General features: G+C 62.0%; 23 protein-coding genes and 1 tRNA gene. 1 reads left to right on the top strand and 23 read right to left on the bottom strand.

What is annotated here, in order from left to right:
- Positions 1-42: 42 nt before the first annotated feature.
- Together ACR1XV_RS07570 and ACR1XV_RS07575 are read right to left on the bottom strand one after the other, a co-directional pair.
- Complete coding sequence (locus ACR1XV_RS07570; protein WP_480529898.1) at positions 43-1365, bottom strand: TfuA-like protein; 1323 nt, start codon at positions 1363-1365, stop codon at positions 43-45.
- Positions 1362-2555 (bottom strand): YcaO-like family protein, encoded by a 1194-nt coding sequence (locus tag ACR1XV_RS07575; protein ID WP_480529900.1) that lies wholly within the window; start codon positions 2553-2555, stop codon positions 1362-1364. Before ACR1XV_RS07575 ends, ACR1XV_RS07570 begins: the two co-directional genes overlap by 4 nt.
- Before the next feature lie 158 nt (positions 2556-2713).
- Between ACR1XV_RS07575 and ACR1XV_RS07580 the strand changes: the two genes are divergently transcribed.
- Positions 2714-2789: transfer RNA gene (locus ACR1XV_RS07580), tRNA-Thr, on the top strand.
- A 167-nt stretch (positions 2790-2956) separates the two neighbouring features.
- Here ACR1XV_RS07580 and ACR1XV_RS07585 read toward each other — a convergent pair.
- The 21 genes from ACR1XV_RS07585 to ACR1XV_RS07685 form a co-directional block, all read right to left on the bottom strand.
- The gene (locus ACR1XV_RS07585) at positions 2957-3508 is read right to left on the bottom strand and encodes a hypothetical protein (RefSeq protein WP_480529902.1); all 552 of its coding nucleotides are present in this window, start codon (positions 3506-3508) and stop codon (positions 2957-2959) included.
- A 192-nt stretch (positions 3509-3700) separates the two neighbouring features.
- Entirely contained in the window at positions 3701-4600 is a 900-nt protein-coding gene (locus ACR1XV_RS07590; RefSeq protein ID WP_480529904.1) for an FAD:protein FMN transferase, read from the bottom strand.
- Complete coding sequence (locus ACR1XV_RS07595) at positions 4597-5112, bottom strand: nitrous oxide reductase accessory protein NosL (RefSeq protein ID WP_480529906.1); 516 nt, start codon at positions 5110-5112, stop codon at positions 4597-4599. The genes ACR1XV_RS07590 and ACR1XV_RS07595 overlap by 4 nt, the downstream gene beginning before the upstream one ends.
- Positions 5109-5930: an ABC transporter permease gene (locus ACR1XV_RS07600; RefSeq protein ID WP_480529908.1), complete on the bottom strand. Its 822-nt coding sequence runs from the start codon at positions 5928-5930 to the stop codon at positions 5109-5111. The genes ACR1XV_RS07595 and ACR1XV_RS07600 overlap by 4 nt, the downstream gene beginning before the upstream one ends.
- On the bottom strand, positions 5927-6820 hold the full coding sequence (locus ACR1XV_RS07605) for an ABC transporter ATP-binding protein (RefSeq protein ID WP_480529910.1): 894 nt from the start codon (positions 6818-6820) through the stop codon (positions 5927-5929). Before ACR1XV_RS07605 ends, ACR1XV_RS07600 begins: the two co-directional genes overlap by 4 nt.
- A complete protein-coding gene (locus ACR1XV_RS07610) occupies positions 6810-8066 on the bottom strand; it encodes a nitrous oxide reductase family maturation protein NosD (protein WP_480529912.1) in 1257 nt (418 codons plus the stop codon). Before ACR1XV_RS07610 ends, ACR1XV_RS07605 begins: the two co-directional genes overlap by 11 nt.
- Positions 8067-8068: 2 nt before the next feature.
- Positions 8069-9976, bottom strand: coding sequence for a TAT-dependent nitrous-oxide reductase (nosZ, locus tag ACR1XV_RS07615; RefSeq protein ID WP_480529914.1), 1908 nt, complete (start codon positions 9974-9976; stop codon positions 8069-8071).
- Positions 9977-9990: 14 nt separating this feature from the next.
- Complete coding sequence (locus ACR1XV_RS07620; RefSeq protein WP_480530672.1) at positions 9991-12114, bottom strand: 4Fe-4S binding protein; 2124 nt, start codon at positions 12112-12114, stop codon at positions 9991-9993.
- A gap of 44 nt (positions 12115-12158) precedes the next feature.
- A complete protein-coding gene (locus ACR1XV_RS07625; RefSeq protein ID WP_480529916.1) occupies positions 12159-12623 on the bottom strand; it encodes a DUF2946 family protein in 465 nt (154 codons plus the stop codon).
- A gap of 124 nt (positions 12624-12747) precedes the next feature.
- Positions 12748-13011, bottom strand: coding sequence for a hypothetical protein (locus ACR1XV_RS07630; protein ID WP_480529918.1), 264 nt, complete (start codon positions 13009-13011; stop codon positions 12748-12750).
- Entirely contained in the window at positions 12968-14521 is a 1554-nt protein-coding gene (locus ACR1XV_RS07635) for a cytochrome D1 domain-containing protein (RefSeq protein WP_480529920.1), read from the bottom strand. The genes ACR1XV_RS07630 and ACR1XV_RS07635 overlap by 44 nt, the downstream gene beginning before the upstream one ends.
- Positions 14496-15710 carry a heme d1 biosynthesis radical SAM protein NirJ gene (nirJ, locus tag ACR1XV_RS07640; protein ID WP_480529922.1) on the bottom strand — a complete coding sequence of 405 codons (1215 nt, stop codon included), beginning with the start codon at positions 15708-15710 and terminating at the stop codon, positions 14496-14498. Before nirJ ends, ACR1XV_RS07635 begins: the two co-directional genes overlap by 26 nt.
- A gap of 3 nt (positions 15711-15713) precedes the next feature.
- Positions 15714-16196: a siroheme decarboxylase subunit beta gene (gene ahbB / locus ACR1XV_RS07645; RefSeq protein WP_480529924.1), complete on the bottom strand. Its 483-nt coding sequence runs from the start codon at positions 16194-16196 to the stop codon at positions 15714-15716.
- Positions 16193-16642: an Lrp/AsnC family transcriptional regulator gene (locus ACR1XV_RS07650; protein ID WP_480520008.1), complete on the bottom strand. Its 450-nt coding sequence runs from the start codon at positions 16640-16642 to the stop codon at positions 16193-16195. Before ACR1XV_RS07650 ends, ahbB (ACR1XV_RS07645) begins: the two co-directional genes overlap by 4 nt.
- A complete protein-coding gene (ahbB, locus tag ACR1XV_RS07655; RefSeq protein ID WP_480529926.1) occupies positions 16639-17628 on the bottom strand; it encodes a siroheme decarboxylase subunit beta in 990 nt (329 codons plus the stop codon). The genes ACR1XV_RS07650 and ahbB (ACR1XV_RS07655) overlap by 4 nt, the downstream gene beginning before the upstream one ends.
- Before the next feature lie 3 nt (positions 17629-17631).
- A complete protein-coding gene (locus ACR1XV_RS07660; protein WP_480529928.1) occupies positions 17632-18777 on the bottom strand; it encodes a cytochrome D1 domain-containing protein in 1146 nt (381 codons plus the stop codon).
- Positions 18774-19142 (bottom strand): c-type cytochrome, encoded by a 369-nt coding sequence (locus tag ACR1XV_RS07665; protein WP_480529930.1) that lies wholly within the window; start codon positions 19140-19142, stop codon positions 18774-18776. The genes ACR1XV_RS07660 and ACR1XV_RS07665 overlap by 4 nt, the downstream gene beginning before the upstream one ends.
- Positions 19135-19896, bottom strand: a complete 762-nt coding sequence (gene cobA / locus ACR1XV_RS07670) for a uroporphyrinogen-III C-methyltransferase (RefSeq protein WP_480529932.1) — start codon at positions 19894-19896, stop codon at positions 19135-19137. Before cobA ends, ACR1XV_RS07665 begins: the two co-directional genes overlap by 8 nt.
- 189 nt (positions 19897-20085) lie before the next feature.
- Complete coding sequence (locus ACR1XV_RS07675; protein ID WP_480529934.1) at positions 20086-20493, bottom strand: cupredoxin domain-containing protein; 408 nt, start codon at positions 20491-20493, stop codon at positions 20086-20088.
- 50 nt (positions 20494-20543) lie between these two features.
- Entirely contained in the window at positions 20544-22334 is a 1791-nt protein-coding gene (locus tag ACR1XV_RS07680; RefSeq protein WP_480529936.1) for a NapC/NirT family cytochrome c, read from the bottom strand.
- A gap of 122 nt (positions 22335-22456) precedes the next feature.
- A complete protein-coding gene (locus ACR1XV_RS07685) occupies positions 22457-24133 on the bottom strand; it encodes a cytochrome D1 domain-containing protein (RefSeq protein ID WP_480529938.1) in 1677 nt (558 codons plus the stop codon).
- Positions 24134-24273 lie beyond the last annotated feature (140 nt).

A 24273-nucleotide genomic window follows, 5' to 3' on the forward strand; every position in this document is an offset into this window, starting at 1 on the left:
TGTCTCCTCCCGTTATGGTCCCGGCGGGATCTTTGCGCCTGTTCAGGGCGTCTGATCCTTGGGGTCGCCACCAGCGTGGCAAAACATGAATTCAGCTTCAATCAAATCAAGAAACGCCTCGCGCCCCTCAAGGCCAAGCGCAATTGCATAGGATTCAAGATCATCCGGTACCGTCTGGTCAAGCCGTGTTTCAAAAAACCAGATCAGCGACCGGGTCCTGCCCGTGCCGTTCACCCGGTCCAGCCCCCCGATATGACCGGCCTTGCGCCGCGCCCGGTCCCGCAGCGCGCCATAGCTGCCATGCGCGCGCAGCTCGGCCAGCAGGGCGGCATCCATCGCATCCGCGCGGGCGGTGATCGCCGCATCCTTATGGGCGCGGTCGGCCAGCATCGCCTCGTACTGGTCGGGGGTCAGGTCATTGTCCTGCAGCCACGCCATCAGATCGGCCTGCCGGGGCAGGCGGGCCTGCATCCGGTGGTCCGACATCTGCTTTAGCAGCGCATCGCGGTCGGGTTGACGGTCGATCCGATGCGCCTCGTCCCGCGCCAGCAGCTTCAGCACCGCCCGGTCGCGCAGATCGGCATAAAGCGCGGGGTTCAGCCGCAGCTCATCGACCAGCCCCTGCGCATCCGTCTCCTCGGGCGCGCGCTCGGAATCCACCCGGTCGCGCAATCCACGCCAGACCAGCGTACGCTCGACCCGCGGCGTGGCAGAAGGCGCCTCGCCCGCCGCAAGAGCCTGCGCCATCCGATCCAGCATCGCACGGGCGTCATCGCCCTTGGCATCCACCTGACCGCTGGGCAGCCAATCCCGAAACGCGCTCAGATCATCTACCATATCCGCGGCTGCCATCACCTTGTCCCAGCTCCGGTCGCGATAGTGCAGCCCCTTTGCCGCGTCCGTCAGCGCCTGCGCAACCGCATCCGGCACCACCCCGGCGGCCTGCGCCCGCGCCACGGTGGCGCGGATCGACACCATCGGCTCGCTCAGCGCTACAAAGCCCAGCTCGGCAGGGCCGTGCAGCACCGCCACCTCGTCATCATCGGCCAGCGCGCCGCTCAGATAATCCTCGAACACCTGCCCGACGCCGATCATCCCGAAATCGGCCAGTTCCGCCGCCCTCAGCGCCCCCATGCTGGCGCTGCCAAAAACCGGAATGCCCTGTTCCAGTGCCCACAGAATCTCTTTGTGCCAGACCGAGGGCACCCCGTCGAAATACCCGTCGATGATCCCGATGGCGCGAGGGCGGTCGCGCACCGCGCGGTATACGTCACCCTGCCGGACCGGGGGGAGCAAAGTGGCGTCCAGATACGTCCGCACCGCCTCGGGGCGCAGGGTGGGGCCGACAAAGATCACCACGCTCATGCCGACACCGCCCGCGCCCGGGGTCCGGCGATGAAATCGGGATCGTCATGGGGGGCCTCGAGCCCGGGGATCACGGCGCGCACCACGCCGATGTCGATCCCGGGCCGGGACAGATCGACCGTCACCACCTGATCCATGCCCGCCGCCGCCAACCGCGTCAGCAGCAGCTCAAGATCCTCGCCGAACGACGCGGTGACATAAGAGGGGCAATCACTGAAATCCCCCGTCGCCGGCGCGCCATCAATCAGTTCGCGCACATACCCGCTGCGCCATGTGCGAGCGGCGTCCGAGAACTCTTCGGGGTCCAGATCATCCCGCGCGCCCGAGATATAGGTCAGCCGCGTCTGCGCCGCTTCGGTCAGCGCGCGCAGCAGCGCAATGGCGCGGTCCGGGTGACACCCATCGCCGATGCCGATATGACCCGCCGTCTCGTTGCCCTCGCAGATCGCACAGCGAAAGCTGGCGATGCCGATATCCGAGGTCGTCTCCCACATCCCCAGATCGAGGCCCGCTGCGGTGATCCGGTCCATCGCCTGACGGCAGCGCGGATCGTCCACCGTTTCTGGATTCACCCGCGGCGTCGGCGCGCGGTGGTGCCACAGTGTTGTGGCGTCCCGCTCGATCAGTTCGCAGATCGCATGGCAACTGGCCTCGGTCACGTCATTGCCCGAGGCCAGCCCGTTCGTCGTTCGCGGAAACGCCCGGCTCGCTGCGCTGGCCGAGGTGGTGTAATCCGTATCCACCATTTCATAAGGCACCCAGCAGGCGGCCCCGGCGTTCAGATCGTGCCCCTGTACCCACAGCATCGCCGCATGGGGGTCAAACTGCCCGCCGGTCACGCGCGGCAGACGGTCCACATCAACCACGTGATCGGGGTCCAGATCGGCATGGCTGCACAGCCGCAGCGGCAGCTCGATCCGCTCGGCGTGCCAGGATTCGATCGCCTCCATCACGCCCGAGGCCTGCGCAGCGCTCAGCGACAGCCCCTTGCCCAGCGACACCGCGACTGAGCGTGAATTGGGCCGTGTCACCATCACCGTCGGCAACCCGATCCGGTCCAGCCCGGTCAGATTGGCGATCCGGGTGATGCCCATGTCCTGCAGGAACGGCTTCACGATGGCGAGGGTCTGTTCCGGGTCGCGCATCCGATGAGTATCCAGCACATATGTCTTCTGCGACGTTCCGGGCATTCAAATGACCTTGTCAAATATCTGATAAAACACCCGAACCCCAGCGCCCGGCCCAACGGGGGCAGGATGCGGGATGAAATCGAACCGGTCAACCGCGGGGTGCGTGCAAGATCCACCCTTGCACCGCCTGCGCCCTGCAGGTAAACGGCTTGCGCAGCGCCTCAATAGCTCAGCTGGTAGAGCAGGTCCTTCGTAAGGACAAGGTCGGGGGTTCGAGTCCCTCTTGAGGCACCACTCTTCTCAATCGCGCGCAAATTAAACACTGAACTCAACGCTCTCGGAAAGCCCGTGCGTGACATTTGCGCTTTCGGGCATCTCAGTTCGGCGGCGCAGACCGTGATCCGCCTCGTCAGGACCTATGGTCGGGGAGTCCGCTGGGGCACGGAGTTGATGGTTTGACGTTACGGCGTTTCAGTAGTTTCGACGAGTTCAAGCGCAAAGCTCTCTGGGCTGGTTTCGCACTTTACCTGATAGGGTTGCGGGGCAATGTAATGCCAGCCGAGATCGGCGCCGATTTCCTGAAGCGCGATTGCTTCAAATGCGACCGGCGCTGAATCCAGATAGAGAAGCGTATGGCCGTGAAACGCATGAGTTTCAGACCGAAATTGCCTGATATCCGCAAAGCGCGGCGGTGCGTACCGAAGGGTTAAAAATATGATATCTTCACCGCAGTAGTTCGCGCGATTGAAGGCCGATAATTCCAGCTGTCCCGGCTCTTGCGGGAAAGTGTGGGTAGTGCGTATTCCAACCGCTGGTTCAGAAAGTACGATCCGATAAACTGGTCCGCTGTCTTGCTCTTCAATAGTCAAAACTGCTTCAAGGTCAGGTGTTCTGACGCGTTGATCGTCCCACCCGTAGGTGAACAGCTTATGACCATTCCCCAGTGCGATTCCCTGAGCAGACAGTGCCGAAGCAGCCATTAATGACAAGGATATTACCAGAAGGATCTTCATTGGCCTTCAAACCCAAAGGGCAACGTCGGGGGATTTGCAAACATTCGAGAATCGTCCCTCGCCGCGTGTTTTTCCAACGGCGACCGTAGCTGCCTGTGTCTCGATTGATAGCATGGGTTCAAGGTCAAAGGACCAGCTTGGGGCTTCGAGCCCCTCTTGAACACCATCACCTCGCGCAATGTCTCCCTCGGTTCAGACCAGCATCTCGACCTGCACCTGCGGGAAATGTGCCAGCACGCGCGGTATCTCAGCCTCTGGTGTCAGGCACAGCGCGGTTGACAGGCCGTCGGCCATAGCCGCTTGCGGGGCCGAGACCGAGATCGCCTGATGGGTCGGCCTCTGACCCTGCGGGCCAAGGATATGGCCCTGCTCGCCCCGCAGCATCGTGCCGCCGGGGGCCGAGGTGGCAACGGCGCGGTCCTGCAGTCTGATGCGCCGGATCACGCTGCCGTCCGGCCCTGCCAGCCCGATGCGCCAGGGGTCGTGCGGTGCGCGGTGGCCGAGGGCAGCGACCTCTCCCATATCGACCAGAACGTCGCGCAGGCCGGAACTGCGCAGCAGGTCGGCGATGCGGTCGGTGATCGCCCCTTGCGCGATTCCGTTCAGGGTGATGGCCGACCGCCCCGGGTCGGGCAGGCGGACCGCATCCGTGCCCACATAGACCCGGTTCCAGCCGATAAGCCGCCGGGCGCGCTCCACGTCGGACCGGTCGGCCCCGGTGGCCAGCGCCTGCCACAGCGGCTGAACCGTGGGATCGAACGCCCCGCCCGAGGCGTCGTGGATCGCCGAACACAGGCTCAGCAGGTTCAGCAGCTCGGGCGCAGGGGCGTGCAGCAGGCCGGTGCGGTTCAGATGGCTGATTTGCGAGGTGGGGCGGTAGAGGCTGAAGATCTCTTCAAGCCGGTTCAGCTCTGCCTCGACGGCGGCGAAGATCGGCGCGGCTTGTGCGTCCGACAGACCCTCAAGCCGCAGGCTGGCCGGTGCGCCCAGCGCGATGCCGGACCAGTGCGCGGCGCTGCTGGCGGCCCAGGCGGGGACTGCCGCACAGGCGGCCGAGATGGCAAGAAAGCGGCGGCGGGACAGCTGTGTCATTCCGGTGTCTCCAGAACCAGGGTCAGATCGACGGGGCCCAGAACCTCGGCGTCGGGGATGTCGGACAGGGACAGAGGCGCGCCGCCATACTCGCCCATAAAGGCCTCGGCCGCGGTGGGATCGCCAAACGGCACAACCTCGCGCGCGCCCATGCCGCCCGCCACATTGGCACCAACGACAAAGCTGGCCTCATCCGCGTTGATCCAGTTCGAGATACCCGGCTGTCGCCAACTGGGTGCGACGCTCATGTCGCTGACATAAACGGCGGTGATCTTGGCGTCACGTTCGGGGCTTTTCAGGTAAGCCACCATGTCGCGCACCTGTGCGAAAAACAGCGGCGCGGGGTAGCCTTCCAGATGGATCTGCCCCTTGGGCCCGCCATGTTCGGCGATGTTCATCTGGCAGAAAAAGCTCAGCGCGTCAGGGGTCAGGTCCACAGGGTCGGGGGCCTCGGCGACCTCTTCCTTACAGGCACTCAGCGCGATCAGGGCAATCAGGCACAGACGTTTCATGGCTCGACCCTCCTAAACGCGGCCCGTGCAAGGGCAAAGCCAATCACCGGCCAGATCAAAAGCGATACGGGCGCGGCCCAGACCGGCAGGGCCTGCGCTGCCCCGGTCATGCCGGATGCCATGGCAACGCCGTCGGTTGCGGCGATGTTCCACAGACGGAATGCGTCGGCCGGGTTGGCTACCATCACCCAAGGAAAGACGGATTGGGTGAAGACGCCGCCCTTGTCCATGACGACGGCCCCCAACAGGCCCAGATCATAGAGGACGACAAAAACCAGCCAGAGCCCGGCCGACAGACCCGCCGCCGCCGTGGCCCCCTTTGCCAAGGCGGACAGCAGGTATCCCAACGCCAGAAAGACAGCGCCCAGCAGGATCGAGGTGAGGATCAGGCGCGCCAGAGCCATCAGGCTCTCGGGCCCCGCGCCACCAAAGAACGCGGCAACCGCGCCTGCGGTGCCGAAACCGACGGTCATGGCAAAGGCCAGCGCAGCCAGATGGGCGGTGAACTTGCCCAACAGGATTTCGCCGCGCCCCGCAGGGTAGGACAGCAGCAGCGACAGGCTGCCCCGGTCCACGTCGCCTGCGATGGCATCGAAAGAAATCATCAGCGCCAGGAGCGGAGCCAAATAGACCGACAGCGTGGTCATCGACGCGACCGAGACGGTCAGCATATCGACCCCCAGCGTGCCGGTCGGGGCGCTACCCGCAAAGGTCAGCGCCAGCGCGAACAGCACCATGATCAGTGTGGCGACCAACAGCCAGCGGTTGCGGCGCAGGATCAGCATTTCGGTGCGGGTGATGGCGAGGAAACGGGTCATAGCCTCTCCTCCTGTGCATAGTGGCGATAGAGATCTTCCAGCTTGGGTGGGGTCATTTCCACATCCGCCACCGCGTCGCCCAACTCGGCGATCCGGCGCAGGGCCTCCATCTTGTCATCGGGGGTGCAGAGCAGTTCCACAGACGCCCCGTTGATCCGGTTGCCGCCCAGTTCGGCGGCCAAGGCGTCAGGGTTGGCACTGGCGCGCACCTTCAGGCGGATCGGCAGACCGGCCAGCGCCGACAGGTTGGTCAGCGTGTCATCCGCCACCATCCGACCCTTGCGCATGATGGCGATGCGGTCGGTGCGGGCTTCGACCTCGGTCAGCGCGTGGGATGCGATCAGAACAGCGGTGCCTTGCCCGGCCAATTCGTCAATGATGGCATACAAATCCTGCCGCGAGATCGGGTCCAACCCACTGGTCGGCTCGTCCAGCAAAGCCACTTTCGGCTGGCCCAGCAGAACCTGCGCCAGACCCAGACGTTGCCGCATCCCCTTGGAATAGGCTCCGATCCGACGGTCCAGCGCGTCGCTGAGGCCAACCCGCTCCAACAGGCCGGGCACATCTGCCTTCGCGCCCGAGAGCTGCGCGAACAGCGTCAGTTGCTCGCGTCCTGTCAGAGCCGGGTGGAATGACACCGCTTCGGGCAGGTAGGCCGTCTCGCGCCGCGCTTGTGCGCTGCCGGGGGTGGCGTCTCCGATGCGAATGGTGCCACCCTCAATCGGGATCAGGCCGAGGATGGATTTGATCAGGGTCGACTTGCCCGCGCCGTTATGGCCCAGCAGCGCAACGCGCTGACCGGGGGCAAGAGACAGGGTGATGTCGTCAAGAACGCGGGTCTTGCCACGGTCCTTGCAGACTTGGTTAATCGTCAGGGCCTTATCCGTCATGAGGCACCTTTTTCATAGCTGGGGGTTCAGGGGCTTGCATCAAGGGGTTGCTGTCCATCACACCGCCCGGCAGCAGCGCCGGGAAGGCTGATTGCGACCAGCGCACCAACTGCACGGCGGGCGAGCCGAGCAACAATTTGGCTGCGGGTTGGGTCCACAGCACGTGGTCCATTGAATCGTTGGGGCGATAAGGGGCATCGGCCACGCCGTTGCCATCCACATCATAGGCGGCGAAATCGGACCAGTAATTGCCGCGCCCGTCTTCTGACCACTCGACCCATTTGGTCGAGACGTATTTCACCTGCGTCCGGTTGCCGACAAAGGCGTTGCCGACGATCCGGTTGCGTTCACTGCCGGCGGTAAAGTGGATGCCGATGCCGCAGCCCTGGAACCAGTTGTCAGTGAATTCGTTCTTGTTCGAGTTATACAGGAAGGTGCACTTCTCTTTCGCACCTTTGACCACATTGCCAGTGATGACGCTCTTGTTGGCATAGTTCAGCATCACGCCATGTTCGCGGTCGTCAATCGAGACGTTGTCGGTGACTTTGACATTCGATGTGAACATCACCGCATAGCCCAGATCGTTGCCGATCGAGACATTGTTGCTGACCTCGGAATTGTCGGCATACATATAATGCACGGCAAAGCGCAGATCGCGGAACAGGTTGCCGGTGAACAAGTTCTTCTTCGAAGAATTCACGAAAATCCCATCGCGGCCAAACTGAATGTCATTGTCGGCGACAACGGCACCCGGTGCGTTCCAGACATAGACCCCATTGCCGCGCGCGTTCATGTGGCGGTCCTGCCGCCCCTCGATCCGGTTGCGACGCACGATGCTGTCCTTGGCCCCGTGGATGTCGATGCCATAGAGATTGCCCAGCAACACATTGTCCTCGACCACCGGCGCGTGGGCCGTTTTGGTCAGCTGGATGCCGCTGTCGATCCCGTCATGGTCCGAGCCTGAGCCAATCACCGTCAACCCGCGCAGGGTCACGCCCGGCCCGGTCACGGTGATGACGCTGCCCTCAGCTTGTCCGTCAATGGTGGCGTGTCCCAGCCCGTCGATTGTGACGGGCCGGTCCAGAACAAGTGTTTCGGTGTAAACACCGGGGCTCAGGCGGAGGGTGTCCCCATCCGCCGCCTGCGCCAGTATTTCATTGATGGCCCCCGCCCGGTTGGGCACATCCCAGTCCGCCGCCCAAAGGGGCGAGCCGAGCAGGAGCGGTATGAGCAGGGACCAACGCATGTTTACGCGCTCCGCGGCTCAACGAACATCCGGCCGCGCATTTCCATGTGCAGCGCGTGGCAGAACCACTGGCAATAGAACCAGTGCACGCCCGGACGGTCGGCAATGAACGTGACCGAGGCGGTCGCCTGCGGTGCAACCTCCATCGCGATGCCAAAGTTCGATAGGCAGAAGCCGTGGGTCACATCGTCCACATCATCCAGGTTGGTGACATAGACAGTCACTTCATCGCCCTGCTTGACGGTGAACTTCTCAAGGCTGAACACCGGCGCGGTCGAGGTCATGTAGACCCGCACCTTGTTGCCATCCCGGATCGGCTCCTCGGCGCCTTCATCCAGATCGACACCATCGGCGGCGGCCTGCTGGCGTGCCTCTTCCCACATCGGGTCGTTGCGATCCCAGACATTGACCGGGTTCACTTTGGACCGGTGCACAAGGATCGAATCGTGCGGCTCGGCGAAGGTCGGGCCGTCATGGACCACCTTCATCTTGTCGCCCGAGATGTCGATCAACTGCTCGTTTTCGGGCTTCAGCGGACCCACGTTCAGGAAGCGGTCTTTCGAGAACTTGTTCATCGAAATCAGCCACTTGCCGTCGGCTTCCGCAGTCTCACCCATCGAGGTCGAGTTGTGGCCCGGCTGATACTGCACGTCCACCTTGTCGAGGATCGGATCAACGTCGGCACCACCAAAGGCTTCAATCGCTTTGGCGATGTCCCATTTCACCACCTGGCTGTCCAGGAACAGGGTGGTATAGGCATTGCCCTTGCCGTCAAACGCGGTGTGAAGCGGGCCAAGACCCAGCTGCGGTTCGGCCACGATGGCGGAACGTGGATCGGCGTTGTCGGCAAACAGCGCGTCGACTTTTTCCACATCGATCACGGACACGGTCGGCGACAGCTTGCCGTTGATCATGATGTGTTTCTTGTCGGGCGCGGCGTTCACGCCATGCGGCGAGTTCGGGATCGGGATGTAACGGGTCAGGTTGCCACCTGCCTCTTTGCGGCCATCCACGACCTTGACGCCGTTCAGCTCCTGATAGTTCCCGGCAGCCACGGCCTCTTCGATGCCTTTGAGGTTGAACACGACCACATGGTCCAGCTCATTCTCGGTCATCTCGGCCAGGTTCATACCCATTTCCGAGTTATACGAGGTCGAGAACGCATATTTGCCCTGATAGTCGCAGTCGGTGTTGTCGAGGTTGCCCGACACCATCACCTGCCATGCGACTTCCATCGTGTCACCGTCAATGGCGGTAAAGATGTTCACATATTGCGACGGATCGTCGAGGATCTGGCCGTCATTGACCAGCGGAGCCTCGTGTTCGCCATTGGCGAAGACATAACCAGTGCGCGGGTATTTCTGCGGACGCAGACCGTGGATGTCATGCGCGTTCGGGATCTCGATGATCTTGTCGCATTTCATCACGTCACAGCGCACACGGGCTACGCGGGTGTTGGCCTTGTCGTTCATGAACAGATAGCGGCCGTCATAGGTGCCATCGGTAAACGACATATGCGGGTGGTGCAGGTCGCCATTGTCATAGGTGACCTTGCCGTTTGCGGCCAGAAACTCCTTGGTTTCGGGCAGCAGACCTTCGGTCAGAACCTTCAGCGATTCATTGGTCTGACCCCAGCCGGTGGCCGAGCAGCGGTTGAACACCGGCACCCGCATCAGCTCACGCATCGAGGGCACGCCCAGAATGCGCAGCTCGCCGGTTTGGCCCGAGGACCAGAAGCCGTAATATTCGTCCAGCTCACCCGGCTCAAGATGCGCATTCGCGGCGGCACTTGCCTCGCGCGCGGTCATCAGGGTCGAGCCCAGCCCGGTCCCGGCAATCACCGCACCGGTTGCGGTTGCGCCCAGCATCCCGCGGCGTGTGATGTTCAGTTTCTTGTCATGTTCCGACATGATCGTCCCTCCTTTTAGGAAACGGTTTGCGGTTTGGCGTTCGGATGGTTCGCCGGTGGTTGTCCGAGCGGGGTCTTCATCTGGACCGACCCTGTCTTGGCCCGCCGTTTCAGCTGGCGGATAACGACGGGACATTTGTCCTCGGACTGATAGAGCACCTGACAATGCAGGCAGGTGACGCACTCGTTCGGATTGATCTCACCCGTGGGGTGGATCGCCTGAACGGGGCATTCATTGGCGCAGGTCTGACAGGGGGTGCCGCAATCCTTGTAGCGGCGCAGCCAGTCGAACATGCGAATACGGGCCGGGATCGCCAGCGCTCCGCCCAAGGGGCAGAGATAGCGGCAGTAGAACCGTTCCACGAACAGCCCGATCCCCAGCAGGGCCAGCGCAAAGACCACAAATGGCCAGTCGCGCATGAATTTCAGGATGATCGCGGTCTTGAACGGCTCGACCTCGGCATAGGTCTCGGCCAGCGGGATCGAGACAAAGCTGATCCCGAACAGCACCAGAAAGATCATGTATTTCGCAGGCCAGAGGCGTTCGTTCAGGCCCCAAGGCAAGGTCCATTGCGGCACCTTGAAGGCCCGCGCGATCTTGTTGGTCAGTTCCTGCAACGCGCCGAACGGGCACAGCCAGCCGCAATAGGCCCCACGCCCCCAGAACAGCAGCGCGGCAGCCACGGCGAACCACTGGATGAACACCAACGGGTCCAGCAGGAAGGCATCCCATGAAAAGCCTGTGCGCAGGCTGCCCGCCAGCGCCATCAGGTTCACCACACTCAACTGCGCATTGGCATACCAGCCGATGAAGAACAGCGTCATGGTCAGATATCCGATGCGGAACCAGTAGAAGACCCGCGCATTCATGGTGGCGTGGAACTGGAAGAAGAAGGTCGCCGTCAGCACCAGCAGCATCGCGCCCAGCACCCCGATCTCGACCGTGCGGTCCTTCCAGATGCGTTTCCACAGCGCAGCCTTGGCTGCTGCCTCGCCGGTGGCGTCATCGACGACTACAGGGGCCGTAACGGGCAGCAGATACTGCTCGGGCAGTTTGTAGCCCAGATCGAAGGTCAGGAACGTTTTCTCGACCGCGCCCACGGCCCGCTGCGCCAGCAGTTGCAGGCGGAAAGGCTCGGCCGGGTCGAACTCGGCCTCGGCGGGGATTTTGAAGATGTCCAGCTCCGTAAAGCTTGGGGCATCGGGGGCGGCAACCTCGCCCAGACGGCGTTGTTGCTTGTCAAAGAACCGCACCGAATTGTCGCCCTGGATCAGCTGAATCCGGTCGAAAATCCCGCCCCGGACGTAGCCTGAGCCCTTGAAGCTATAGGCCCCGCGACCCAGCACCAGAATGGCTTGCTCGCCTTCGTCCAGCCAATTGACCATGTTCTGATATTCGGCCTCGCCCAGCAGCGACTTGCCGATCGACGGCACCGAGACCAGCGCCATATGCATATCGATATAGGTGTCGTCGGGTTCGCCGGGTTCGGGGCGTCTGATCGCCCGCTGATCGCCCGTGGCCTCGAACGCCGCGTTGACCTGCCCAATATCCAGCGTCAGCCGCCGGACCGAGCCGTCGCCCGACAGCGTCGTCCAGTCATAGATGGCGTCCTGCGCCAAATCGACCTCGCGCTTGGGCCCATCGGCCTGCGCCGGTGCCAAGCCACCCAGCCCCAGCGCGCGCGCCACCTTGATGCCGCCCCGCACAAGACTGTCATCGATCACCATGATCGTGACGGTTGCGCCCGAGATGATGTCGAGGTCGTGCCCTTCACCGCCCGTCTCGGCCTCAATCTTCAGATCAAGCCCGGCATAACCTTCGGTCAGTTCTACCATGCGGGAATTGGGGATGCCGATCAGCACGATGGGTTCCGAGTGCTTGACCAGCTGCACCCCGGTCAGCACCGCCTGATCATCGATGGCGGCGACCACATGAATGGGCTTGCCGGAATAGCCGGTGGTGCCCACCAGATCAGAGGTTAAGAAAGCCCAGGCGATGCGGTCGCCGTCTTTAAGAACGGGGGCCACCGGCACGTCCTCCCGCACCGGGCCAAAGGCATCGGCACCGGGGGCCAGATCGGCGGGCTCAATCTCGGGCAGGAAGCTGGCAAGGCTGTCGGCCTGGGCACTGATCGCCATCAGGCAGGACAGGACAAAGGCCAGCAGGAAATGGATTGCGCGACTTACGACCACGGCGCACCTCCGGGAATTTGGGTGAACGCCATGGACGCGCGCAGGGCGCGTTCGGTTGTGATTTCGGGCGCGCACGGGGGCCCTCGGGTCTCGGGCCACAGCCGATGAGTTTGGTACAAAACGGAAGAAGCCCCGATTTCCCCATGTACAAAACGGAAGATTCCCACCCGCGCCACCTCTGGCAGCTCAGGGATCGGTGCGGCGCTGGTGACAGCGCACAGCGCGCAATCGGCGCATTTCGGGCAATACGCGGCCGGGTCTTCGGCACCCTCCTCAAGGTCAACCTCGACCCAGACCGCGCCGCCTTCCGAGCAGATCTCCACCCAGACACTTTCATCGGGACTCGCCAGCGCCGGCCCAAAGGTCTGCAACAACAAAAGGACGATGCCCGCCAACCCGACCGCCGCGCGAACCGCGCGGGCAGGGAGATTGTGCAATGGGTTCAGGGCAGGCATGGAGTCTCCGACTCGGGAAGCTATGCCTCTGTGGTAGGGGATTCGTCCGGGTGGATACTTGACTTAGGTCATTTGTTTTCAGGGCGATCAAAAATTAATCGTATTCCTGAATTTGCATTTATAATCAAGTATCTGCCTCATCCATCAACCCACGTACCCACCGTCCGGCCAGCCACGCAGCGGGTATGCCCAGAGGGATCGACCACAGGATTGCAGGCACCGGCGCGATGGCGCTGAACCCCGCGCTGTGCAGGATCAGCCCGGCCAGAAACAGGTTGATGGCCACGGTCAGCGCCGTGGCCGGATAGAGCAAAACGGCCAGTTTCCAGACCGGCCATTTGCCCTCAGTGGCTGGTGCCTTCCGAGAAGGTGATTTTGTTCCAGACATTATACTTCCCAGAGGGTTTGCGCATCGGTAGACGCCGCACTTCCTCAAGCGTCTGCGCGTCATAAACGATCACCGCACCGTCATCTTCCCAGATAGAAACCAGCGCATGGCTGCCATCCTTGGTGAACTCCACATGGGCCACGGTTTTGCCCGGCGCAGGACGCAAAGTCTTCACGATTTCAAGGCTTTGCTTGTCGATCACATGCATCGCATCCTTGTTGGGGCCAAAGAACACATCGGCCCAGACATAAGGCGAATTCTCATGGCTGCGCATGAAGAAACCGGGCCCTTCGGTCTTGATCCGCTTGACCGTTTCCCAGCTTTCCATGTCGATCACCGACACCGTGCCATCGGTCAGATGCGGGGTTGCCATCACCGTGGTATCCCCATGTTTCCATGTGATCCCCGAGCCTAAGTGAGGCATCCCCGGCAGGTCCAGATCCGCCACTTTTTGCCCGATCACCAGATCAATCACCTGCCCGCCCTTGCCATCGCGCGAGGCGCCCATGACGTATTCATAGCTCTGGTCGAAAAAGAAATCGTCCAGATAATCCGGCGTCGTGATCTTGCGCACCGGGAACGGATCGGGGTTTTTGAACTGCCCCTCGATGCGGAAATCGTGCCCCAGCCCGGATTGCGGAGGGTTATCGCCGTAGAACACCTCCCAGATCTCGGGCACATCCTTCAGCGCCAGCACAAAGCTTTCGCGCGGCGGGGCCTGGTAGACGGCCGAAACGCGGCTTGGATTTCCCTTTTTGCTTTTAACATCAATGACTTTCGCAACCGACAGATCCTCGGTCGACAGCAGCGTCAAAGAGTTCGGCAGATAGTTCGCCACGGCGACCCATTTGCCATCGCCCGACATGGCGATGTTGCGGCTGTTCAAACCGGCGCGCACGCGGCCCACCTGTTTCAGCGCCCAGATGTCATATTTCTGCACCCAGCCATCGCGCGACATGATGAAGACATAGCGCCCATCGGGGCTGAACTTCGGCCCGCCATGCACGGCAAAAGGCGTCTCGAACCGGTCCAGAACCTCGAACGTATCCCCATCCAGCACGCTGACATGGTGATCCCCGGTCTCAACCGCCAGCGTGATATTCATCGGGTCGCTGTCCCAGACGGGCGCGTCCACCGGCGCATACTCCTCATCCAGAGTACGGCTGGCCATGATCTCGGCCTCACCCCAATCCGGGTTTGTTTCCAGCGGAGATTTCAGCCACCCCGCCAGTTCCTCGATCTGCAACGCATCCAGTTCGTGCGAAAACGCCGGCATCTGCGTCGCCGCGCGTCCCTCGGCGATGACGGCGGCCACACGTGGCCCACGCATCCGTTTCAGCGTCTCGGGTATCAGCGCTGGGCCAACCCCGCCCAGCCGGTTCTCACCATGGCAAGAGGCGCAGAATTCGGCATAGTCCGACGGGGCATCGGCCCACGCTGCGCCCGCCAGCAGGAGCGAGCAAAACGTGCTGACTTTCAGGGTGTTAAAAGAATTGATGCGCTGGATCATGGCTTTTCCCCCGGAACGGTGTGACCTGCAGGCGCTCGCCCGCATCCTCAACACCGATCTCTTGATTTGACAGATAGCAGGCCGGGTCTTCGGCCCACGGATCGCCAGTCAGTTGCAGCGCCCGGATACGGGTGTTGCCGCCGCAGACGTCCTTAAGCTGACAGGCCCCGCAGCGTCCCTTCAGCGGGCGCGGACGGGTGCGCAGCATCGCCAGCATCGGGTCATCGCCGGTCCACAGCTCGGAGAACGGTTTGGTCTTCACATTGCCAACCGTGTAATCCGACCAATAGGTGTCGGGATGCACCCGGCCCAGATTGTCGATATTGGCCACACCCAGCCCGCTGGAGTTTCCACCCCACGCCGCCAAATGCTCTCGCACATGCGCTGCCTTATCGTCGTCGAAATGCGCCCGGACCCAGTTCAGGAAATACCCGGCATCGGCATCGTTGTTGCCGGTCACGATGTCCAGCGGGCGGCCACCGCTTGCGGCTTCCCACGCGCGTTCCAGTAGCAAATCCAGACCGGTGCGCGTGCGCAGATGTTCGGCATCCTCGCCCCGGTTCTTGTCGCCGCGCCCGGCATAGACAAGGTGGGAAAGGTAGAACTTGTCGACACCCTCGTCATCACACAGCTTCAACAGGTCGGGCAGATGGTGCTGGGTGCCTTCGGTCAGGCAGAACCGCAGGCCGACCTTGATGCCGCGTTTCTTGCATTCACGCACGCCGCGCAGGGCATCGGCAAAGGCACCCTCGACGCCCCGGAACCAGTCATTGGTGGCCCCGATACCGTCCAGAGAGATTCCGACATAGTTGAACCCTACATCGGCGATCATGTCGGCGGTTTCATCATAAATCCGGGTGCCGTTCGTGGACAGCGCCAGCATCGGCACCAGGTCACGCGCACGTTTGGCAATGTCGAAGAAATCGAACCGATCCAGCGGTTCCCCACCCGAGAGGATCAGGGCCGGGACGCGAAATTGGCCCAGATCCTCAAGGGTTACCATGGCTTGCTCATGGCTGAGCTCGCCGGGGAAGGCCACATCCGCCGAGACGGTGTAGCAATGGCGGCATTTCAGGTTGCAGCGCCGGGTCAGGTTCCAGATCACCACCGGTTTCACAGGGCCGGGGCGGCGCTTGCGCACCGGGGTCGGCTTGACCAGCTGGTGCATGTATTCGGTCAGGCGGAACATATCTCAGCCTTTCGTTTTCAGGCGCAGCCCGGTCTTTTTCAGGATGCGCGTGGAATAGAGGATATCTTTCGCCCGGCAGGCATCGCCCAGAATGGCCGCGATCTCGGCGCGCTTCTCCTCGACCTCGGCCCGGTCGGTGCCGTGGACCATGGCAAACAGGTTATAGGGCCAGTCAGGCAGCGCGCGGGGGCGTTCATAGCAATGGGTGACAAAGGGCAGAAGGCCGATTTGGGTACCCATCTCGGCCACCTGATCATCCGCCACATCCCACACGGTCATCCCGTTCGATGTCATGCCCAGCTTGTAGTGATTGGGGGCCGCCGCAATGCGCCGGATCACGCCGCGCGACTTCATGTCGGCGAGACGGAACATCAGGGTGTCTTCATCCAGACCCAGCCCCTCGGCCACCTGCGCGTAAGGCGCGGGCACCAGCGGCAGGCCGGTTTGCAGCGCCGCGATAATCTCTCTGTCTTTTGCGTCGATCATGCCGCCACCCGGAAGCCGATGAAAAATTCCTGAAGTTTGGGAAATTGCAGGACTGCGATCCCGGTTTCCCGTTCGATGGCCTCGGCCGCGGTTGCGATCCCCTCGGGTGTTTCGGTCGCCAGAACGAACCACATATTCAGCCGGTGCGTGCGCTCATAATTATGCGCGACCTCTGGATGCGCATTGACTTTGGTCAGGACGGTTTCGAAATCCTTGGGAGGTACGGCCATCGCGCACAGACAGAAGGCCCCACCCATGGCGGCGGCGTCAAAAAACGGGCCGAACCGGGTGATAACGCGGTCCTCTTTCATGCGGGTCAGACGGTTCAGAAGCTCGGTTTCCGCGATCCCCAACTCCTCAGCAATCGCTGCATAGGGGTGTGAGATCAGCGGCAAATCATCCTGCATCCGATTCAGGATCGCGCGGTCGGTGTCGTCCAGTATCATGCCGCCACCTCTTTCGGTTGGATCAGCGCGCCGGTCTGTTTGAAACACCGGGTCGAGAATAGAACCTTGTGCCGCGCACCAGCCAGTTCCGGCAGGGTGGCGGCATTGGCCAGAACTTCAAGCGCTTCGGGGCGTGAGCGGGCGTGGATCATGGAATAAAGGCGATAGGGCCAGACGCCTTCGACCGGGTTGCGCTCATAACAGAGCGTCACGCCTGGATGAGCGGCCAGCGCCGGACCTGCGGCGCCAACCTGATCGGCCGGCATATCCCAGACTACCATCGCATTGGCGGACCAACCCAAAGCGCGGTGGCGCACGATGACGCCGAGGCGCGAGATGATCCCGGCCGCGTGCAGGGCCTCGATCCGTCCCATCACATCGACTGTGCTGCGGCTCAGCGACCGGGCCAGTGCTGCATAGGGTTCTGCGACCAGCGATAGCCCGGAACTGAGCGCCTGCAGCAGCGGCCGGTCGCCGTCCTTCATGGCTGAACAATCCACTTTGCGGGGGCCGGGGACATTGCGGGTTTCGCCCGACATCCGGAAGCCCAGATCGACGTTGAATGGGCGCACCAGCCGTAAGTCCAACACGCGCAATCCGGTGCGGCGGCTGATCCGTGCAAGCGTTTCGTTCACATGCGCGCGGTCCGGGCCGGTGGCCACGAACCACAGGTTCCAGTTGTCCTCGCGCTGGTAATTGTGGTTCACGCCGGGTTCCGCATCGATCAGGGCTGCGACCTCTTCCAGCCGCGCGTCAGGGGCGGCGACTGCGGCAAGGGTGCTGGCGGAGACCGCGCCGGGCGCGATGGTCGCGCCCACCCGGGTGATGCGCCCGGTTTTGCGCATCCGCGCCAGCCGGTCGAGCACTTCGGCCTCGTCCAGACCAAGCGCATCGGCCAGAACCTGAAACGGACGCGTGGTTATGGAGAAATCGCGCTGGAACTCGTCCAGCAGACGGCAATCGATGGGGTCAGTGATATGTTGCATCGGTTACAGCCCCGTTCTGTGCGCGCGTGCGGTGAAGAAGATGCCCGAGGGGCTGTCAGCCTCAATCTCGCGCAGTTTCTCGAAGCTCTGCGTGTCGTAGACCATGACCTTGTTGGCATCGCGCACGCTGATCCAGACCTCATGCCCGCGCGGCGTGAACTCCATATGCAGCACGGCGGGGCCCGGTTTGAATTCGTGGATGATCTCTTTGCTGACGCTGTCGATCACTTGAATCGTGTCGTTCAGCGGGTGGGCGAAATTCACCCAGACCTGCCGCCCGTCGGGTCGTGCCATGGCAAAGACCGGCTGGCCATGGGTCTGGGTACGCCCGGTCTCAGACAGGGTGTCGGCGTCGATCCACAGAACCTCATGATGGCCGACGGCGGGCAGGACGAACTCGCGCCCCGTCAGCGCCCAGCCCTCCAGATGGGGCATCTTGTAGACCGGCATTTCCTCTTGCCCGCGCCCGTAGTTGGGCAGCACGCGGATCGGTTCGGGCGTCTCAGACCACAGGTCCAGCGCGGTCAGACCGTCCTCACCAAACAGGCCTGTGATGTAAGTGCGGCCATTGGCGGTGATCAGCGCATCATAGGGGTTCTTGCCCATGTCGGGGATCTTGGTGATCGCAGGGTCGCCCTCGGCGAAGTCGGCAATCCAGGTCTCACCCGTGTCCCACATGGTGAACACGAACCGGCGACCCGGCGCGTCGACCAGACCGATGGTTTTGCTGTCGGTGGGAATGTCAGCGACCATTTCCAGCGTGTCCGCATCAAAGACACGCACGCCGCCGGGTTCATAGTTCGACACGGCGACCAGTTTACCGTCATCCGAAATCGCACCGCCGATGGCATTGCCAGCCTGCACCACGCGGTTCACGATCTGACGGGTGACGATATCGACCTTGGTCAGCCCGCCGTCACGGCCGAAGACATAAGCAAAGCGTTCATCGGGCGAATAGACCAGCGAGGCATGGGACAGGTCGCCCAGCCCTTCGATCCGGGCCAGCGCGACACGGTCGGATTGATCGACCAGAAGGACCGAGCCTTTGGCGCGTTCGATCACAAGGCCCAGATCTCCGGTCGCTGTGGGTTCCGCCTGTGCAGTGGTCATCAGCAGGGTGGCGGCAAGGGTGAGGATCAGCTGTTTCATTGTGCCTCCTGTGCCAGCAGGTAACGGGCGATCCATTCGGCCTCTTCTTCGCTAATCAGGGGCCGCCAGGGGGGCATCGCGGTGTCGGGGATGCCATCGAGGATCACGCCGGTCAGAACCTCGGCGTCATAATGTTCAAGGGTTTGGGATCGCAGATCGGGGCCAAGGCCGCCCTTCAGCGACAGCCCATGACACGAGCCGCAATCCTGATGGACAAGGCGTTTCAGGGCGTTGGGGTCGAGCGTGTCGGCAGCAAAGGCTGTTGTGGCCAAAAGCACAGCCGTTGAGAGGGTGGCACGCGCGGTCCAGCCCTTGTGCCCCGCCGACGGTCGCTGTGTCGGTTTTCTACGGCCAAGCTTAGCCATGAGCCTGCTCCAATAACTCAGCCACAGGCTGTTCCGAATAAAGCGAAACCACCTTGCCGATGATGAACAATGTCGGGGCTTTCAGATCAGCCTCGCGCACATCCGCCGCCAGCCTGTCCAGCCGGGACACCATACGGCGTTCCTCGGGGGTGGTGGCTTTGCCAACGGCCAGAATTGGGGTCGAGCCGGGCAGGTTCTCGGTCATCAGCCCCATTGCGATCTGGCCGATATTGGCAACGCCCATATAGACGACCAGCGTCGAGTCGGGATCGGCCAGGCGTTTCCAGTCCAGATCCAGCACCTTGTCGGCCTGCCGATGCCCGGTGACATATTGCACCGAGGTCGCCAACCCGCGATGGGTCAGCGGTACACCGGTAGAGCAGGACGCGCCCTGCGCGGCCGTGATCCCAGGTGCGTATTCGACCGGGATGCCATTTGCCATCAGATACGCGGCCTCTTCCGAGCCACGGCCAAAGATCATCGGATCGCCGCCCTTTAGACGCGCAACCGTATGGCCTGCGCGGGCTTCTTCGACGAGGATGTCATTGATGCGATCTTGCGGCACCGTATGGCACTTGGGGGCCTTGCCCACAGGGATCAGCCGCGCACCATCCGCATGCAGATTCAGGATATCGTCCGAGACCAGACGGTCATAAACCACCACATCCGCCTCTTGCAGCATCCGCAGGGCGCGCAGGGTCATCAGTTCGGGGTCGCCGGGGCCTGCGCCAATCAGAAAAACCTTACCGCTCATGTGTGAACTCGCTTGGTCTGAATGTTCCTTGAGCCCGAAGGTCCTGCGCGATCCGGTGACGTTGCTGGGTGAGCCGGGCGTGTCATGGGGTCAGACTGGCGCAATCCAAAACAAACCTCCTTGACTAAAGTTAAGGAGCGCGGGTTTTGCGCCCGCGCTCCTCTTTCGCGCCTGTATGGTTGCCTCGGCTTAGGGTTCGACGGTGATCATTCCGATCATGTTCTGTGTCTCCCAATGCGGCCCGCACAGGTAATCCTGCGGGCCGGGAGTGAGGAAAGTCATGTCCACCGATTCCTCGGGAAACAGCCGGTCGCTTTCGGGTTCGCTGCCGTCTTTCAGCAGAACCGAATGGCTGGTGCGTTTGTCGACATTCACCCAGCGTACCGTGGTGCCTGCCTTGACTGTCAGTTCAACCGGGCAAAAGAGGTATTTGTACATCAGCACCACCTCGGCATCTTCGACCGCCGATGAGGGCTGGCCGAACAGTTCGACATAGCGCTCTTCGGCCTCGGCGCAGGTGGCGGCGATGTCGTCATCTGCGGCCAGCGCGGGGGACGCCAAAAGCAACAGCGCGGGAAGAAGGTGTTGGGGTTTCATCGATCACTCCTCTTCTTGTGGAAAGGGGCCGGATTGCCCGGCCCCATCCTTTATTGTTTGACCACGTTAATGAAGGCGCTGTCATCATCCAGCGCCAGGCTGGTATCCAGTGTAACATGGTGGAACCGCGCGGCGGCAAAGTCATCGTGGATGGCAAACCCAACCGTGTAGGTTTTGCCCGCCTCCAGCGGCACGTCACCTGCTGCGCCCGAGTTCAGCGGGCGCGTGAAGACCACAGTCCAGATGCCACCATCGAGGCTGGCCGAGGCAGCGATCTCGCCGTCATTGACCACGCGCTGTTCCAGCAGATACCCGTTGGTGGCGCTGCCGTCGGCGTAGACACGCATCAGGTCCAGATAGGTGCCGTCGGCCAGATACTGCTCAATCTGTTCGGCGGCGTGCAGCTTGTCCCAGCCGCCCATCGGCTTGCCGCGGCGACCTTTGGTGTCGACCTCGGTGCGGCTTTCGCTGATGTATTTGGTCACCGTGTCCTGCGCGGTCAGACGGCCCGAGACATCTCCGTTGGCGGCAATTGCATCCGCCTCGGGCGCGAAGGGCATGTAGGTATTGTCTGCGTGGCACGAGGCCCAGCAACCCACCTGATCACCCATCTCGATGCCAGTGCCGGTGATCATCATCGCCACTTTGATCTGGTTCTCGGGGTCCATCTTGCCGCCATCGACGAAGGGTGCCGGGTTATGGCCCGCATCCGGCCATTGCAGACGGATATACAGGTTCTCATCATCATGGGCCGCCTGCACGGTCGCATCGATCACGCCACGCTTGCCGGGGATCGGCGTTGGTTCCAACTCGCCACCGGCGACGATCTTGTTGCCGATCGTGTCCAGTTCCTTGGCGTGACAGGTGGTGCATTGATCACCGCCCTTGGTCAGAGGACGCGCACCGCCATGGAACTTGCCGTTTTGCACCCATTCAAACGAAGCCTGACCGGGGTAGAACAGTTTCAAGTCGGCGCTGGCAACCGCGTTCCAGTCGAAACTGGTCGCGACTTCGCCGCCGCCACCGCCGCCTGCGGGCGCTGCGGCTTCATCGCCAGCGGCCTTGGCGCGTTCTTCGGCCACAGCTGCATCAACAGCGGCTGCAATCTGTGCCTGCACGGCCTCTTGCTGCGCTGCACGGGCGGCTTTCTCAGCCTCGGCCTCTGCGGCTTCCTTGGCTTCGATCCGCTCAAGGCTGGCCAGATATTCGGCCGGGATCTCGCGGATAAAGTCAGGATTCGGGGCTTCGAGTTTCTCCAGATACTCTTCCTCGGCCCGGTCCCGCGCATCCGAGTGTGCAATCCCCTTGTGACAGTCGATGCAGGTCTGACCCACGGTCATCGCGTTCAGGTGCTGCTGCCGTGCGCGGGGTTTCTGGAACTCGGGCATCATCGATTCGAAATCGTGACAGTTGCGGCATTCGCGCGAGTCGGTGGCCTTCATCCGCTCCCACTCATTCATGGCCAGATGCACGCGCTTGGCTTCGAATTTCTCGCGGGTGTTGATGGTGCCGACCATCTTGCCATACAGCTCTTTGCTGGCCTTGATCTTGCGGATGATCTTATGCGTCCAGTCCTTCGGCACGTGGCAATCGGAACAGACGGCACCGACGCCCGACCGGTTCACGTCATGGATCGTGCCGGTATATTCCTCGTAGACGAAATCGCGCATCTCGTGGCACGAGATGCAGAAATCCTTGGTGTTGGTCGCTTCCATGGCGGTGTTGAACCCGCCCCAGAAGATGATGCCGGCGGCAAAGGCTGCGGCGATGCCGGCCACGGGCATTCCCCACAGGAAATACCGGCGCCAGATTGGTTTTTTCTTTTCCGGTTCGGAGGTCATATCCGGTCTCCGTTGGCTTTCTTCTCTGGCCTTCGGTGTCAGGCCTGTGGATTGGCTGATGTCTAATACGGGGAAAGGGCGGGCGAGGGGCCCGCCCTTTCCGGTGTCAGGTGCTGAACCCGTCAGGTGACGTGGTTCGAACGGTTGTAGACGTTGAACTTACCGGTCGGAGCGAACAGGCCCTTGATGCGTGTTTTCTCTTCCAGGGTTTCCGCGTCAAAGATCACGATCTCGCCGTTGGGCTCTTTCGAGTCGGCCAGGTTCCACTTGGAAACCCAGACCTCGGTGCCGTCAGCGTTGAATTCGAAGTGAACGGCAGCGTTGCCTTCCTCTTCGGTGATCTGGATCGTTTTCACGATCTCACCGGTTTCCTTGTCGATGACCTGCACCGATTGCTGAATCTCAGGCTCGGGGTGCTTGGTCTGGTCCGCCCACACGTATTTCGAATTGGGGTGTGTACGGATGAACAGGCCGGGGCCGTCGGTTTCAACTTCGTAGCAGACCTTCCAGGCGTCGTCCGGACGGCCTTCGGGGTCGTTGCCCCAGACAGTCACGGTGCCCACGCCAAGGTGAGTCGTACCGGCTACAGGACCACAGTTCGGATCGTTCCAGTTGGCGCCGGGGCCGGGGTGCGGCAGGGCGGCAACGTCGATCAACGCTTCCAGTTTGCGATCCTTGGTGTCGACAACAACCATCTTGTTCGACGCGTTTGCGGCGATCTGGAAGTACCGGCCTGTCGGGTCGAAGAACCCGTCATGCAGGAACTTGGCGGTGTCGATCTTGTCGATCCGCAGGTTGTCGAGGTCGGAATAGTCGACCTGCCACATCTGGCCCAGCTCTTTCACCGCAACCAGCCAGCTCGGCTCGTTCGGGGTGGTGTAGATCGCAGCCACGCGGCTTTCTTCGACATAGTCGCCATCCACGTTCACGCCACGGGTCGAGACGACCTTCAGCGGTTCCATGGTCACGGCATCGACGATCGCGAAGTGCGGCGGCCAGTAGCCCCCACCGATCACGTATTTGCCGTCGCCGGAAATGGCCACGTCACGCGCGTCGTAGGCGATCTTGACTTCGGATACCAACATCTTGTCCGGCGTTTGCCAGAGGTCGATCTTGGTCATCTTGCCGTCGCGGCCCATCGTGTACCAGAAGCGGCCCGGGTTGTCGGGTTCTTCCAGCTTGTGGTGCTCGGACGCTTTGATCACGTGCACCGCATAACCGGTCGGGATGTGAACCAGAACTTCCTTGGTGTCGCCGTCGATGATGGCAACTTTACCCACGTCACGTTCGATGACGACAAAGAAGTTTTCCCAGTTGCGGCCGTGCAGCGGCTCGGTCGGATAGTCGGCTTCTTCGACATAGACCTTGCGGGTGGCCTTCATCTGATCCAGCGACATTTCAGGCGGCTTGGGGGCCTCCATCATGATGTAGGTCGCCATATCCTTGATTTCCTGCTCGGTCATGATGTCCGAGAAGTTGTTCATCCCGCCTTCGGTACCCCAGGCGATGATCTTTTCAAGACGTTCCTGCCCAAGGGCAAGGGTGCCACCTTCGGTCACGGTGCCGTCGGCTGCGGTCTTTTTCCAGTGCGGCTCGAGGTTCTTACCGGTCGCACCTTTACGCAGGACGCCGTGGCAGCCCGCGCATTGTTCAAAGTAAAGCTGCTTGGAGGATTCAAAGGCTTCATCGCTCAATGTAGGCTCTTGGGCCAGGACCGGTGCGGCCGCAGAACCCAGCAGCATCGCCAGACCAACACCCAGAGTGCGGCTGGCTTTTGTGTAGCTGATTCCAAGTGACATGATCACTCTCCGTTTGCTGGTGAGGCAGGTCCTAGGGTGGGACATCACGCGGATGTCATCCTTGACGAAAGTCAACGGAAGGCGCGCAAACTGGGCTGCGGGACCAAAAAACGGCCCCGCAAAACAAAGGTTTTTGAGAT

It is taken from the genome of Ruegeria sp. AD2(2025) (assembly GCF_056542385.1).

What these genes read in the sequence shown, in the direction of transcription:
- ACR1XV_RS07585 (WP_480529902.1), bottom strand. Translation starts at nt 3,508, where the DNA reads ATGAAGATCCTTCTGGTAATATCCTTGTCATTAATGGCTGCTTCGGCA.
- ACR1XV_RS07570 (WP_480529898.1), bottom strand. Translation starts at nt 1,365, where the DNA reads ATGAGCGTGGTGATCTTTGTCGGCCCCACCCTGCGCCCCGAGGCGGTG.
- ahbB (WP_480529924.1), bottom strand. Translation starts at nt 16,196, where the DNA reads ATGATCGACGCAAAAGACAGAGAGATTATCGCGGCGCTGCAAACCGGC.
- ACR1XV_RS07620 (WP_480530672.1), bottom strand. Translation starts at nt 12,114, where the DNA reads ATGGCGATCAGTGCCCAGGCCGACAGCCTTGCCAGCTTCCTGCCCGAG.
- ACR1XV_RS07635 (WP_480529920.1), bottom strand. Translation starts at nt 14,521, where the DNA reads ATGATCCAGCGCATCAATTCTTTTAACACCCTGAAAGTCAGCACGTTT.
- ACR1XV_RS07630 (WP_480529918.1), bottom strand. Translation starts at nt 13,011, where the DNA reads ATGTCTGGAACAAAATCACCTTCTCGGAAGGCACCAGCCACTGAGGGC.
- ACR1XV_RS07595 (WP_480529906.1), bottom strand. Translation starts at nt 5,112, where the DNA reads ATGAAACGTCTGTGCCTGATTGCCCTGATCGCGCTGAGTGCCTGTAAG.
- ACR1XV_RS07590 (WP_480529904.1), bottom strand. Translation starts at nt 4,600, where the DNA reads ATGACACAGCTGTCCCGCCGCCGCTTTCTTGCCATCTCGGCCGCCTGT.
- nirJ (WP_480529922.1), bottom strand. Translation starts at nt 15,710, where the DNA reads ATGTTCCGCCTGACCGAATACATGCACCAGCTGGTCAAGCCGACCCCG.
- ACR1XV_RS07665 (WP_480529930.1), bottom strand. Translation starts at nt 19,142, where the DNA reads ATGGCTAAGCTTGGCCGTAGAAAACCGACACAGCGACCGTCGGCGGGG.
- ACR1XV_RS07680 (WP_480529936.1), bottom strand. Translation starts at nt 22,334, where the DNA reads ATGACCTCCGAACCGGAAAAGAAAAAACCAATCTGGCGCCGGTATTTC.
- ACR1XV_RS07605 (WP_480529910.1), bottom strand. Translation starts at nt 6,820, where the DNA reads ATGACGGATAAGGCCCTGACGATTAACCAAGTCTGCAAGGACCGTGGC.
- ACR1XV_RS07600 (WP_480529908.1), bottom strand. Translation starts at nt 5,930, where the DNA reads ATGACCCGTTTCCTCGCCATCACCCGCACCGAAATGCTGATCCTGCGC.
- ACR1XV_RS07650 (WP_480520008.1), bottom strand. Translation starts at nt 16,642, where the DNA reads ATGATACTGGACGACACCGACCGCGCGATCCTGAATCGGATGCAGGAT.
- ahbB (WP_480529926.1), bottom strand. Translation starts at nt 17,628, where the DNA reads ATGCAACATATCACTGACCCCATCGATTGCCGTCTGCTGGACGAGTTC.
- cobA (WP_480529932.1), bottom strand. Translation starts at nt 19,896, where the DNA reads ATGAGCGGTAAGGTTTTTCTGATTGGCGCAGGCCCCGGCGACCCCGAA.
- ACR1XV_RS07625 (WP_480529916.1), bottom strand. Translation starts at nt 12,623, where the DNA reads ATGCCTGCCCTGAACCCATTGCACAATCTCCCTGCCCGCGCGGTTCGC.
- ACR1XV_RS07685 (WP_480529938.1), bottom strand. Translation starts at nt 24,133, where the DNA reads ATGTCACTTGGAATCAGCTACACAAAAGCCAGCCGCACTCTGGGTGTT.
- nosZ (WP_480529914.1), bottom strand. Translation starts at nt 9,976, where the DNA reads ATGTCGGAACATGACAAGAAACTGAACATCACACGCCGCGGGATGCTG.
- ACR1XV_RS07575 (WP_480529900.1), bottom strand. Translation starts at nt 2,555, where the DNA reads ATGCCCGGAACGTCGCAGAAGACATATGTGCTGGATACTCATCGGATG.
- ACR1XV_RS07660 (WP_480529928.1), bottom strand. Translation starts at nt 18,777, where the DNA reads ATGAAACAGCTGATCCTCACCCTTGCCGCCACCCTGCTGATGACCACT.
- ACR1XV_RS07675 (WP_480529934.1), bottom strand. Translation starts at nt 20,493, where the DNA reads ATGAAACCCCAACACCTTCTTCCCGCGCTGTTGCTTTTGGCGTCCCCC.
- ACR1XV_RS07610 (WP_480529912.1), bottom strand. Translation starts at nt 8,066, where the DNA reads ATGCGTTGGTCCCTGCTCATACCGCTCCTGCTCGGCTCGCCCCTTTGG.